This is a genomic window from Clostridium transplantifaecale (genome assembly GCF_900626075.1).
In the GTDB taxonomy this organism is placed as follows: domain Bacteria; phylum Bacillota; class Clostridia; order Lachnospirales; family Lachnospiraceae; genus Otoolea; species Otoolea transplantifaecalis.
Window position 1 is genome coordinate 546,871 of sequence record NZ_UYZY01000002.1, and the last position, 13,196, is coordinate 560,066.

Sequence of the window (13,196 nt, forward strand, 5' to 3'; positions counted from 1 at the left end):
GATTAATTCTCCTTCATTGTTAACAGCATAAGCTCCAGGGCCAGCTCCGTATTGACATTCGCATTCAGCCTGGCCTTAGCTTTCTCTATTGCATTTAAAATCAGCTCCAGGCCTTCATAAGAACTCTTCTGGCACAGATTGCTGACCGTTGTATATTCATCCTTAAACACCAGTGTGTTGATGTCTTTTGTCACCTTAAACATCAGGATATCCCGGTACCAGAGCTGCATGAAATCAAGGCATTCAAACAGATCCAGGTTGTCCTCCTGCAGCTTTTTAATGTAATCAAGCAGCATGGGAATGTCCATCTCTTTTATATTTTTAAGCAGTGTCAGCACTTCTTTATAAAGCAGGGAAAATTCCTCCGAGGAAGCCAGGTGAATGGCTTTTCCCAGATTTCCCCTTGCAAATGCCGCATAGATATCCGCTTTGCTCTCCGGTATCTCCATCATCTCCTCCAGGTAATCACTTATTACATGATCTTTCAGGGGACGCAGCTTCAACTGGATGCACCTTGAAAGGATCGTTGGCAGGAACACCTCCTGGTTCGTTGTCATCAGAATGATGACCGCATAGGAAGGCGGTTCCTCTATTGTCTTTAAAAGCGCGTTCTGCGCCTGTACCGTCATCTTTTCGGCCTCGTCGACCATGTAGATCTTATAACTGCTGCTGTACGGCTTCACCATAATCGAGTCATTGATCTGGACACGGATATCGTCAACTCCGATACTGGCCGGTTTCTCGTGCGTCACCCAGATGACATCCGGATGGTTGCCCGACATAATCTGTTTACAGGAGTGGCACTGCATGCATGGTTCCTTATCACTTTTTTCGCAGAGAAGCGTCATGGCAAATGCCTTGGCAAGCGTCTTTCTGCCCATCCCCTCTTCACCCGATAAAATGTAGGCGTGGGATACCTTGTGATACTCGATTGCTTTCTGTAAATGGTCCTTCACCATGTCATGTCCGATTATATCATGAAAACCTGCCATATCTTCCTCCTGAAACGGCGTAACTCCCCACCGCACACAAAATTGTCTCATATAGTATAACACAAGATTAAAATGCTGCCTAGTAGGGAATCCGAGGTTAATTCAGGGTTTTAGTTGTTACTGTGCACAGAGTGAACAGTCACTTTGGGTTAGTGTTGTTATTGTCTCCGCAATTTCAGAAAGGCACTTTTCCATCCCTGAATTGACGTACCGTTTCTCAATTCCCGCCTCTTCGAGCTTCTCTTCGCTGAAATCTTCCTCATCCGCCAGGAAGCGGCGGCACAGTTCTGCGTATTTGGGCTGTTTCTGCTGTTTTTCCCTCTCCAGGGCACGTGTCAGCCGTTCCCCGTCCTCCACCTGGATATAGAGAGGCACCAGTTTGTCCGCGCCGAAATATTCCCTTATGCTACGGTAGGATTCCAGCGTCCCAATCATCAGATAATTGTCTTCCGCAAGGTTGATCTGGCCGTCGTTTACCGTGCTGTAGCTCCACGGCCCAAACACCGTATCATACGTCCTGATCTCAATCAGTTTTCCTTCCCGCTGAAACTGTTCCAACTGTCCGGCCGTGGTAAAATGGTACTCCACGCCCTCCGTCTCCCCATCCCGTATCGGCCTTGTCGTATAAGTGACAACCGTCTTAAGCCCGGGCAGGCGCTCCAGCAGCTTTTTATAAATTGTGTCCTTCCCGGACGCACTTTTTCCCATTACATAAAATATTTTTCCCATGACTCCATACCTCTGTTATCTGTTTAAATATTACTGTTCACACCGCATTGCGCTGTGAACAATAACACGCTCCGCGATGCACAGAAACGGCAATGGTCCCGTCCTCTGCGATTCCCTCCACGGTCAGGCCAATCTCTCTGTTTTTCTGTATCAGCTCCACGGCTTCCTCCGAAATCAGCTCCCCCGGAACAATCATCGGCACACCGGGCGGATATACGGTAATAAAACCTCCGCTGACGGCTCCGGCCGCATCTTTAAGGGGTATGTGCTTCAGTTTTTGTCCCCATGCATCAGAGATCTTCACAACCTTCCGGATTCCGGAAAGCCAAGTGTTCGCCGGGCCATACCACGACTTCCCTGTCCCCGCCGTTTTCCCACCGTTCTCTTTTTCCTCAGTGCCATTTTCTTTTTCCTCCGGGCCGCTTTCCCTGCCGCCGGCCAGTTCATCCAGGCAGCAAAGCGCCTCATATAATCTTCTGAATCCGTCTTCCGTATCCATCAACGACGTCATCAGAATTAAGTAGCTGCCGCAGGCCATCTCAGGTTCCAGATGAAAACGGCTGCGCAGCAGCTTTGCCGCCTCGGCTCCGTTTATGCCGCTTTCTTTTGTGGAAACCACGATCTTGGACGCGTCCCTGTCCTTTATATGAAAACGGCCGCAGATACCGTCATCCACCAGCCGCAGATGTTTAAATTTCCTTCCGCACTCCATCAGTTTCTGCAGGGAAGCGGCGTAACACTCCATCCGCGCTCTTCCCTCCCCGTCCATATAGCGGATGCAGTTTTCTATGGATGCCAGAAACACATAGGAAGGGCTGGAACTCTGGAAAACGGACAGATACCGCTCCACCCCCGCCCTATCGGCAAACCCGTCCTTTATATGCATCACAGCCGTCTGGGTCAGGGACGGCAGTGTCTTATGGAGGCTCTGAATCACGATGTCCGCCCCGCAATCCAGAGCGGAACAGGGAAACTGGGCCCCAAACGGGAAATGCGCCCCGTGGGCCTCATCCACGATCAGCGGCACGCCGTGACGGTGGGCAATCTCTGCAATGGCTCCGATGTCCGAAACCATTCCCTCATAGGTCGGCGATGTGATAAACACCGCCTGGATTCCGTCCCCGTCCTCCCCTGTCCCGGAATGCAGACCCGCCATCTTTTCCGTCCTCTTATCCGTGTTTTCAAAGGCGGCTTCGACTGCCGCAGGGTCAATACCTCCCTGGATTCCATAGTCGTCTGCAAAGTCTGGATAGACATACACCGGATCCAAATGACCGAGCAGCACCGCATGATAAGCCGCTTTATGGCTGTTTCTGGCCATAATGATCTTTCCGCCGGAGGATGTCACCCCGCTGATGGCGCTCAGGATTCCCCCGGTGCTGCCGTTTACCATATAATAAGTCCGGTCCGCCCCGTAGACGGCCGCGGCCTGATCCATAGACTCGCGCAATATTTCTTCCGCATGGTGCAGGTTATCAAATCCGTCAATCTCTGTGATATCCACAGAAAATGGATTTGGAAAAGAAGTTATCCCCATTTCTACCTGCCGTTTGTGTCCGGGCATGTGGAAAGGATAACAGTCCGACTCACTGTAACTGATTAGCTGTTCCAGCAGGGGATTCTTCCACTCCCCCTTACTATCCTTATTCATCCTCTGCTCCATTCTGGATTTCTGTTCCGTTTAATCTTATTTCCAGCGGCTTTGTCGTCTCCCAGGCCATCTGCCCGGATTCACTGTCATAGCTGCATCTGTGATACAGGCAGTATATCCTGTCTCCCTCGGCCATGACCATCTCTAACATATCACTGCCGTCTGTTTCCGGCCTCACTCCCGTATCATTGACCGGTTCAATTCCGCCGCCCAGCGAAATCACCGAAATCTCCCCGTGGATATCCTCCGGATCCGCCACCGAGGGGATGTACTCGCCAAAAATAGCCTGAACATTGTCAAAATAATACATGTTCTTCATATAGCCTCTGAACGGAGCGCCCGATTTCTCCAGGGTCATGGTCTGTAAATTAAGACGGTAAATCTGACTGTCACACTCAGCTCCGTACTGCTCCGTTCTGGCGCTGTAGTAAAGCCAGTCCCCCGCAATGCAGAAGCTGTCCGCCACCAGCCCTTCCTGCCGTATCAGTCCTCTTGTACCGGCTCCGTCTTTCCAGTAAATTTTCTTATCCGTACCCGCATCGTCGATGTAGTACGTGACGTCTCCGTCTTTTCTGGGTGCCGGGCTTACCGATTTGATTACGCCTTCCTCCAGCCGGTAGATTCTGTCTCCGGCACGCACCTCGCCGCTGCCTTCCTCCACAACCGGATTTCCCGACGCATCAAACAGAGATAGAACCAGCCCCTGCTCCTTCAGTTCAATCCGGTATCCGGCCTCTGTGCCCGAATATTCCACTCCCTGTGACACACTTTCGAGAGTCCTGTCTTTCATGTAATAAGCCGTATCTTCCCAGGCAAAATAATGTTCTACATCCGAGGCCAGAGATTCCGTGTTGCCGGTACTGAGTTCTTTCCGGTACAGCGTTCCGTCGGACAGGTAATAAAGCCACCGGGATGTGACCTGAAAGCTCCCCGATTCAAGGGTACTGTCCGTCGTATAAATTTCCTCCTGCTTCCCGCCCTCCGGTTCGGCCCTGTAGAGCGTTGTCTTTACCTGTGAGGAATTGGGGATCTGATATTGGCTGATATACCACAGATAGCCGCACCTTACGTCGGCCTGGGTCACATGGCCGTTCATCACGACGCGTGTTTCCTCTCCCGTATCGGGATCTTTTATATAAATATCACCGGACTTCACCTCATAGCGCGTTTTTTCATCAAAGGACAGGTTCATATTCTCCACCACATCCTTGTTGCTTCCGATCATGGTCAGCTCACCGTTCCTGGAAAATGTCAGGATCTGTTTTCCCAACGAGACGGGGCCATCGGCCAGCCTTCCCTCTTTCGTCGTATAATAAAGTTTTCCATCCGGCTTCTGCTCCCATCCCGGGTTCAGCCGTTCTCCCTCTATGACGACCGGAGCCTCGCTGCTTGGCGCCGCCGTCTCCACCGCAACGGCGGGGATTTCCTCCCCTTTCCTGCTGCCGCGGAACCACCTCAGGCCTTTGTAAAAGACTGCCACCGTGAAAATCAGGATAAGCACCGTCATGACCACCTTCAGGAGGCTGTAGAGGTATGCGGCAAACGAGCCCTTGTCTTCCTCCGGCTCCTCCCGGGTGAGGCCTGCTTTCTCCTCGATCTTCATCCACATCGTTACCGCCGTTTCTTCCTTCAGGCTCTGATATTCCCCATCAAACTCAAAATGAGCCGGTTCATGTCCCAGTTCCTTTTCAACCACGCGGTAAATCTCTTCCTCAATCCGGTCCGTGAGTTCCTCCTCATCGACCGGCAGAGTGTTGGCTTTTTTGCAGAGCCTTAAATAGACCTCCACCAGAATTGATTCCGTTTTCTCCCGATCCTCCACAAGAGAGCCGACTTTTCCGTAGGTATCCTGCACCGTCAGGATATAAAAATTCTGAAACGCATCCGCGTCCCCTGTTCTTGCCAGATCCATTGTCTTTTTTAAAAGAGTACGCTGATTCAAACGCATTCCTCCTTTATCGTCTGCTATTTTACCGTGAGGAAACGGCCGTTGAAGCTCAGCAGTTCCAGATCAGGATAAATCATTCTGAGCTTTCTCTCCGCTTCTTTCCGCCCTTCCTCGGTTCCATTTCTGCAGTAAACTGTTTCCCTTATCCTTCCATCCTTCAATATTACAATCTCATCACAGTAACGCAGGGCATAATCGGGATCATGGATGGTAATCAGGCCGCCGTATTTCTTTTCCCTTATAATACCGGAAATCCGGCTCAGGATCATTCTCCTGTTTCCATAATCCAGCGCGCTGTCCGGCTCGTCAAACATCATCACCGGAGCATTCTGCATCAGGGCACGGCAAAGAAGCGCCAGTTGTTTCTGGCCTTCACTCAACGTCAGAAAATCCCTGTCCGCTTCCTCCAAAAGCCCCATCTGTTCCAGGAGCTCCCGCGCTTCCCGCCTGTGTGCGGCAGAAGGCGCCTCATACCAGAAAAGACGCGGGTTTGCCCCCATGACAACCACTTCCTCTGTCCTGATATGATATAAAATACTGTTTTTCTGGGGAATATAACTGATACAGGACGCCAGTTCCCTGCGGCTAAACGCCGTCAGGTCACGCCCGCATACCGTCACTCCGCCATTCCGGGACGGTATCAGTCCGCACGCCGCTTTTAGAAGTGTCGTCTTACCCGAACCGTTCACTCCCAGAAGCGCCGTCAGGCAGCCCTTTTTCACCGTTAAATTCACACCGTCCAAAACTGCCGGCTCTGGTTCCCTGGAGTTCCTGCCGGCGGCAGTTGTCCCCTTTTGGTAGGAAACCTGTAAATCCCGTATCTCCAGAAGGAAATCCTTCTCTACATTATAACCGTTCATCCTTCGTCCGTCCATCCTGTGTTCAAGGTTTATTCCCCTTCCCCCTCACGGGCAGTCAGTTACCGTTTACTCCGCGCCTATTGCCAACAAGCAGCCACACCAGCACCGGCACGCCCAGGAGCGATGTGAGAATGCTGACCGGGATTTCACTTCCTCCCAGGGATCTGGCCAGACAGTCCGCTGCAAGCATAATGATGCTCCCTACAAGTCCGCTCAGAACAGCGGCTGAAAATCCATTTTCTTTCAGAAGTATCCTGGCGATATGAGGAGCCACAAGTCCTATGAAAGAGATAGCGCCCGTCACACTGACAATTCCCGCAACAATCAGCGTCGTCAGTGCCAGAACTGAGATTCTGACTACTCTGACGGACACTCCGAGCATAGCCGCCTCATCGTCGGCCAGGGAAAGCATCTGAATCTGCCACCGAAAGAACAAAAGCCCGATAAACCCGGCCAACACCACAGGAGCTGCCGTCATCAGCTTCTCATAAGTCATGCTGGAAAAGCTCCCCATAGTCCAGTATTCAATCGACGCAAGCTGGCGCTCCGGATCCGCAAGGTATTTCATCGCCATGATAAAGGAATCCGCCAGCGCCCGCACCGCAATACCGGCCAGCACAAAATCGGAGGCGGAGCGGTGTCCGGCCATTCCCGCCAGCGCTACCGCCGCTCCAACGGCAATCAGGCCGCCCGCGAATGCGCTGCCGACCACCATACCTCCGCCCTGCCCGAAGCAGACAATAGCAAACGCCGCTCCTGCCCCGGCTCCGCTGGTAACGCCGATCAGGTCCGGGGATGCCAGTGGATTGCGGAATATATCCTGATAAATAGAGCCGGCCATACTGAGGCCGGCTCCTGCTATAAATGCCATAACCGTACGTGGAAGACGCAGAGTTAAAAATACGCTCTTTGCCGTCTCATCTGCTCCCTGTCCTGACAATATACGCCCTATCTCCCGCACTTCCAGCGGATATCTCCCGGTACAGAGAGATATCACAAGGAACAGCATCAGGATGATCAGGCTTATAATATATACTTTTTTCTTATTTCCCGTTCTTTTTTGAACTGTCATATTTTTTCTTTATCAGCGCGTGATCAGTGACCGGTCGATCTCTGCGCCGTAAAACCCCCTGTAAAATTCCGCGGCTTCTTCCTTAAATTCATCAAACGGGTACAACTCCTCATGAAGCGCCGACGACAGCCACATACAGCCGAGAATTCCCGACGGAACAGGAGAATCCCATGCCTCAAAAGAGGACGGCATCTCATATACCTGTCCGTTCTTCACCGCATTGACACCGGTGAGGCGGCTGTCCTTCATCACATCTTCCTTCGTGTAGTCCGCCTCGGGAATCACCACAATCACATCCGGGTTATAGGCAATCAACTGCTCATAGGAAATGTCCGCCCAGCCGTTATCCTTCAAATCGGAAGCCGCATTCACTCCTCCGGCCAGCTCGATCAGGCTGCTCTGGTACATCTGGGGCGTTGAGGCCCTCAGTATGCTGCTTGTACCGGCAATATATACACTTGGAACGCCTTCTTCCGGCTTCTTTTCCGAAGAGGCCCCCTCAAGGATATCCGCCAGTTTTTCTTCCTTCTGCGCATACCAGCCGAGCAGTTTTTCCGCCTGCCCTTCCGTTCCCGTCAGGGCGGCAATCTCCCGGATTGTCTCCTTAAGGGCCTCCATGCTTTCCGGATTTACCACCAGTGTCCTGATATTCATTCCCTCCAGAATATCTGCCTGTTCCGACAGCTTCTTTGGAAGAATGACGAGATCCGGTTCCAGTGCGGCACATCCCTCCAGGTCGAACTCCTTGGCGGTTCCCACACTCGGAAGATCTAAAAATTCAGGAGCCGCCAGTTTATAGACAGGGCGGCTTGCCGCCTTGGCTTCAATTCCAACCATCCTGTCCTGCAGTCCCAGGGCAATACAGGCGGATGACGTGATATAATAACCGCTCACAATCCGCTGTGCCGGTTCCCCTGCCTCGGTACTGTCTTTACCTGTGGATTCAGATACCTCCGCTGCCTTTGGCGTCTCCGCTGTTGTTGCCCCGCCTGATGCCGCGCAGCCGGTAAACACTGCCGCCGCCATGATTACTGCCAGTACTGCTGATATACGCTTTTTCATACTTCTTAATTTTGCCATAATTGACTCCCCTATTGCAAGCTTTTATCTCAGAATCTGATCTCCGTCTTTTGCACAGAGATTGCGTTTAACGCCCAGAGCTTCCATCCATTTACGGACGGTCAGCGTCTTCCAGGGTCCCGCATCCACCTCACCGTTCTTCACGTTGTCCCAAAGCCAGTCGGGAGTCGGCCACAGACAGATTTCAGGTCTGATAACACGGTAGAGATCCAGCTCCACCCCGTCCTGTCCGTGATGGGCCATCTGTACAATATCAGCCTTCAAATCTTCCGGTTTATTCTTATTCAGAAGGTTCTGGCCTGCATCCCAGCCCATATCCCCGAGAAAGAGGATTCTCCTGCCGTTTAAGTCCAGGCGGTATGCGATGGAACTGTTGTTAAAGGTGTTATGGAAACTCCGGAATGGCTTGTTCATTACATTGATCGTCACTTCGTCGACCTGGATCTGCTGCCCTTTATCTATGGACGGATGCAGCTTCTCCGGCGCAATATTGTTAAAGGCCGCCAGCAGATTGTCCAGGTTGTCCATCCTGCCCATATGCTCGCCTCTCTCATAAAACTCTCTCTCTAAAAATGAATAGTAGATATTATCAATCTCAATCGGTATCGGCTGTGTATTCAGAATTTCCGTCAGGGCGCCGATGTGATCGCTGTGCGGGTGGGTAATCAGCCACGCCGAAACACGGCCTCCCTTGGCCTGAATCGTCTCAATCAGATGAGGGGCATCCTCCCTGAGGCCGCCGTCCACTACAATCACGCTTCCCGCCTTAGTCTGGATTACACAGGACAGGTTCTGGCTCTGGGTTGCCGGTGCAAGCAGCGTAAGCTCCGCCCCTCCCAGGTAAGTCTCTTCCGCCTCCGCGGTATCCTGCACAGTGGCCGTCGGGACTGGTGGAATCACATCCGCATATACCGGAACCGTCACGGTCATAGCCGCTGCCAGGTAAATGCCGGCTGCTCTTTTCACCCATCTATTTATCGCTTTTCTCATCTTTGTGCTTTCTCCTTTATGATCGTAGAAGTAACTATTCAGTACCTTCATAATTACCGCTTCACGATGCACAGAAACAGCAGAAAACGCTGTTTCGCGCTGGTTAAACTCGGGATTTTCATACAAAAACGTATGAAAACGCCTCGCGGAATACTACCATCTGAACAGTTACTCGTAAAGTTTCCTCCCACGATTATAACAGTTAGTCACAGCAAAGACAACTTAATAAATTCTGTCAATCCTTGAGAAATTCTGTCAGCGCTGTTATTTATTCTCTATCTGACTGAAGGTTAAAAAAGAAGAGCCGGCTCTGTCCTTCGGGTTGGTTTCATTTCCCGGGGCAGCCCCTTCTCTTCTTTTTTTGTATTATCCACTACTTGCAGATTTCCGCAATGGCAAGTGCAAACAGCTCCGCACTTTTAACCATATCATCAATAATCAAATACTCGTCGGCCCCATGCATATGATAATCAATTCCCAGTTTCATGCATCCGAAAGCAACGCCGTTTTCCAGGCGGTGTGCGTAAGTTCCTCCGCCGATCGCCATACAGTAACCTTTTTCACCCATCACCTGCTCATAGCAGGATAACAAGGTCTGTACAAACGGTTTTTCGGCCGGCACGTGGTGAGGCGGCGTCATCTGGCTTTCCGGGGCAACCGTTATTCCGGCCGCGCTGAGCCTTGCGCTCAGTACATCCAGCATATTTTCCTTCGTAGCGCAGATCGGCGCACGGCAGTCTATCTTGCCTATCAGTCCCGTTGTCCCGTATTCCACCATATTGGTGCCAAGAGTGAGTACGCCAGACACTTCATCCTTCTGGGCAACTCCTGCTGCCTCTCCATAATAATCATTGTGCGGAAAGATTTCGGAAAGTCCCTTTAAGGTCTTAATCCCCGTGCTCCCGGCAAGCGGGAGGCTCACAACGGCTTTAATCAGCCCTGTAACCGCATTATTACCGTCCCAGGGTGTGGAGGCATGGGTGCTGATTCCCGTTGCACGGATAACATACCGTCCTTCATTTCCGGCCTCTGCATTCTCTTCGGGATCTACGGTAAACTGGATTCCCGTCTCTTCCCCTGCTTTTTTGCAGATATCCCTGAGCACATCTTCCCCAAGGCCTTCAACAACGGCTTCCGCGCGGTTTGGAACCACATTTCCCGCCGTTCCTCCTTTCAGGGAGATGAGTCTGGGAAGGGCAGTGTCTTCTGCCCACTCAGCGCTGTATTTCGTATATAGTCCGCCCTTTTCAATATTAATCAGCGGATACTCGGCATCCGGCGAAAATGAGCAGGGCGCTTCATTAAATTTACTGTAATAATATGCGGTATCGCGGCAGGCGGTCTCTTCATCCGCCCCCAGAACCAGACGTACATTTTTAGTCAGCGGAATTCCCAAATCCTTTACCGCCTTCATTGCATACAGTGCCCCAATAGCCGGTCCCTTGTCATCCGAGGAACCGCGCCCATACAGGCGTCCGTCCCTGATAACCGGCACAAACGGATCCGTAACAGTCCATCCGTCTCCAGCGGGAACCACATCAAGATGCGCCAGAATGTCAAGTTCTGTCGGGGCGTCGTTCAAATCGATCACCGCAACTTTATTTTCCAACACCTCGGCTTTCATTCCCAACTCTTTACCAAGCATCTGGGCAAACGCCAGAACCCTGGCATTCTCTTCCCCGAAAGGCATGCCCGGCTGTTCCGGCCCATTGACGCTGGGGATTCGGATTGCAGCCATGATATCGTTTAGCATTTCCTGCTTGTGGACTTCAAAATATTCTTTAATTTTCTGATGCATAATCTCCCTCTGCCTCCCGGCAATGCCTATTCGTATAATCTGCAGGCTACATGGTGTCCCGGTTCCACTTCCTTGAGCTGGAAGTTTCTGCCCCGGCATTCATCCGTCGCATGAGGACATCTCGAAGCGAATCTGCACCCTGCCGGCGGTTCGATCGGGCTCTTAACCTCTCCCCTCAGTATCTGTCTCGGTTTTCCTCTCATGGAGAGATCCGGGATCGGGATCGCTGAAAGCAGCGCCTGTGTATAAGGATGCATCGGATTGACGAACAACTCCTTGCTGGAAACGCGTTCCACGCACTGTCCGAGATACATAACGGCAATTTCATCGCTGATATGTTTAACAACGGAAAGATCGTGAGTAATAAACATATAAGTCAGGCCGATGCTGTCCTGCAGATCCATCATCAGGTTCAGAATCTGTGCCTGGATAGACACATCAAGGGCCGATACCGGCTCATCGCAGACAATGAAGTCCGGGTTAACCGCCAGCGCCCTGGCTACGCCGATTCTCTGGCGCCGTCCGCCGTCCAGCTCATGCGGGTAGGCATTGATAAAACGCTGGGCAAGGCCGACCGTCTCCATAAGTTGTTCCACACGTCCCTGGATTTCCCTTTTTTCCGTCATCAGTCTGTTGGCGATAAGGGGTTCTGCAATAATCTCACTGACCGACATTCTGGGGTTCAGGGAAGAATAGGGATCCTGGAAAATCATCTGGGCCCTCATTCTCATTTCTTTCTGAGCCGCGCCGTGCAGCTTATACATCTCCTGGCCGTCGATAAATACCTGGCCGGAGGTTGGTTCCAAAAGGTTGAGCACAACTCTTCCAAGGGTGGATTTACCGCAGCCGGATTCTCCTACTACCCCCAGAGTCTGTCCCTTCTCAATGCTGATATTGACATCGTCTACGGCGTGAAGCATGCCCTTTGAGGTCTTAAAATATCTTTTCAGGTTCTTTGTCTCTATAAAAGCCATCAGCACGCTCCTCCTTCCTTGTCATCCGTCATCGTATGGTCATCGGCCATTCTGATACAGCGGATTTTATGGGTTCCGGAATGGTAAATCCCCGGCTCCGCCTGTTCACATTTACCGATGCAGTGCGGGCAGCGCGGATGGAAACTGCACCCTCCCGGCAGCGCCGTCGGATCCGGCATAAGACCCGGAATCGGCTGCAGCCGTTCCGATGTATCGGTCAGCCTCGGAATCGAATTAAAAAGTCCAACCGTATACGGATGGTGGCTCTTGGTCATGTCGAAGATATCCTCGACCGTGCCGTATTCGATGATCTCTCCGGCATACATAATTGCCACATCATCGCAGGTCTCGGCCACAACACCGAGATCATGGGTAATTAAAATCATGGATGTATTTAATTTCTTCTTCAGGTTCTCCATCATCTCCAGAACCTGCGCCTGGATTGTAACATCCAGGGCTGTCGTGGGTTCATCGGCGATTACCAGCTCCGGTTCACAGACAAGGGCCATGGCAATAACCACCCTCTGTTTCATACCGCCGGAAAACTGATGAGGATACTCCACCTTACGTTCCGTCGGGATGCCTACCATCTCAAGGATCTCATCGACCCTCTTCATAATTTCGGGGCTGGGTTTACCCAGCTTTTTACCTGGTCTTTTGCCGCCTTTTCCCTCGGCTGCCTCATGGAGCTGCAAAACCTCGGCAATCTGGTCGCCTACCGTGATTACGGGGTTTAAGCTGCTCATCGGATCCTGGAAGATCATCGAGATTTTCTCGCCCCTGACCTTCTGCATCTCTTCTATCGGGAGATCCAGCAGGTTTCTGCCGTCATAGACAATACTTCCCTTTCGGATATTGCCGGTTCTCTCCGGGAGGAGTCTCAGTATACTCATAGCGGTTGTCGTCTTACCGGCTCCGGTCTCTCCCACGATACCCAGGGTTTTTCCTCTGACCACGCTGAAGGAAATATTATTGACCGCGCGGACAATTCCCTCCTCCGTATCGTAGGTTACTTCCAAATCCTTTATATCAAGCAAAATATCATTATTATTCATCGTCATACTCCTTCCATTGTTACCATAAACCAGTTCGGGCTTCTTAA

The 13,196-nt window shown here is 51.6% G+C and carries 11 protein-coding genes; all 11 read right to left on the bottom strand.

The features are described 5' to 3' along the window. Positions 1-2: 2 nt before the first annotated feature. The 11 genes from holB to EJL91_RS08190 all read right to left on the bottom strand — a co-directional run bounded on the left by holB (position 3) and on the right by EJL91_RS08190 (position 13,149). Positions 3-992, bottom strand: coding sequence for a DNA polymerase III subunit delta' (gene holB / locus EJL91_RS08140; RefSeq protein WP_125141456.1), 990 nt, complete (start codon positions 990-992; stop codon positions 3-5). Between the two features lie 117 nt (positions 993-1,109). Further along, positions 1,110-1,721, bottom strand: a complete 612-nt coding sequence (locus EJL91_RS08145) for a nucleoside/nucleotide kinase family protein (protein ID WP_125141457.1) — start codon at positions 1,719-1,721, stop codon at positions 1,110-1,112. A 37-nt stretch (positions 1,722-1,758) separates the two neighbouring features. Then, positions 1,759-3,372 (bottom strand): aminotransferase class I/II-fold pyridoxal phosphate-dependent enzyme, encoded by a 1,614-nt coding sequence (locus EJL91_RS08150; RefSeq protein ID WP_125141458.1) that lies wholly within the window; start codon positions 3,370-3,372, stop codon positions 1,759-1,761. Beyond that, positions 3,365-5,314, bottom strand: coding sequence for a hypothetical protein (locus EJL91_RS08155; protein ID WP_125141459.1), 1,950 nt, complete (start codon positions 5,312-5,314; stop codon positions 3,365-3,367). Before EJL91_RS08155 ends, EJL91_RS08150 begins: the two co-directional genes overlap by 8 nt. A gap of 23 nt (positions 5,315-5,337) precedes the next feature. Continuing rightward, positions 5,338-6,180: an ABC transporter ATP-binding protein gene (locus EJL91_RS08160; protein ID WP_125141460.1), complete on the bottom strand. Its 843-nt coding sequence runs from the start codon at positions 6,178-6,180 to the stop codon at positions 5,338-5,340. Positions 6,181-6,235: 55 nt separating this feature from the next. Continuing rightward, positions 6,236-7,252, bottom strand: a complete 1,017-nt coding sequence (locus tag EJL91_RS08165; RefSeq protein ID WP_125141461.1) for a FecCD family ABC transporter permease — start codon at positions 7,250-7,252, stop codon at positions 6,236-6,238. Positions 7,253-7,264: 12 nt separating this feature from the next. After that, the gene (locus tag EJL91_RS08170) at positions 7,265-8,332 is read right to left on the bottom strand and encodes an ABC transporter substrate-binding protein (protein ID WP_125141462.1); all 1,068 of its coding nucleotides are present in this window, start codon (positions 8,330-8,332) and stop codon (positions 7,265-7,267) included. 24 nt (positions 8,333-8,356) lie between these two features. Continuing rightward, complete coding sequence (locus tag EJL91_RS08175; RefSeq protein WP_125141463.1) at positions 8,357-9,322, bottom strand: ComEC/Rec2 family competence protein; 966 nt, start codon at positions 9,320-9,322, stop codon at positions 8,357-8,359. A gap of 373 nt (positions 9,323-9,695) precedes the next feature. Next, on the bottom strand, positions 9,696-11,120 hold the full coding sequence (locus EJL91_RS08180) for a Sapep family Mn(2+)-dependent dipeptidase (protein WP_125141464.1): 1,425 nt from the start codon (positions 11,118-11,120) through the stop codon (positions 9,696-9,698). A gap of 26 nt (positions 11,121-11,146) precedes the next feature. Beyond that, the gene (locus tag EJL91_RS08185; protein ID WP_125141465.1) at positions 11,147-12,094 is read right to left on the bottom strand and encodes an ABC transporter ATP-binding protein; all 948 of its coding nucleotides are present in this window, start codon (positions 12,092-12,094) and stop codon (positions 11,147-11,149) included. Continuing rightward, positions 12,094-13,149, bottom strand: a complete 1,056-nt coding sequence (locus EJL91_RS08190) for an ABC transporter ATP-binding protein (protein ID WP_125141466.1) — start codon at positions 13,147-13,149, stop codon at positions 12,094-12,096. Before EJL91_RS08190 ends, EJL91_RS08185 begins: the two co-directional genes overlap by 1 nt. Between the last annotated feature and the right edge of the window lie 47 nt (positions 13,150-13,196).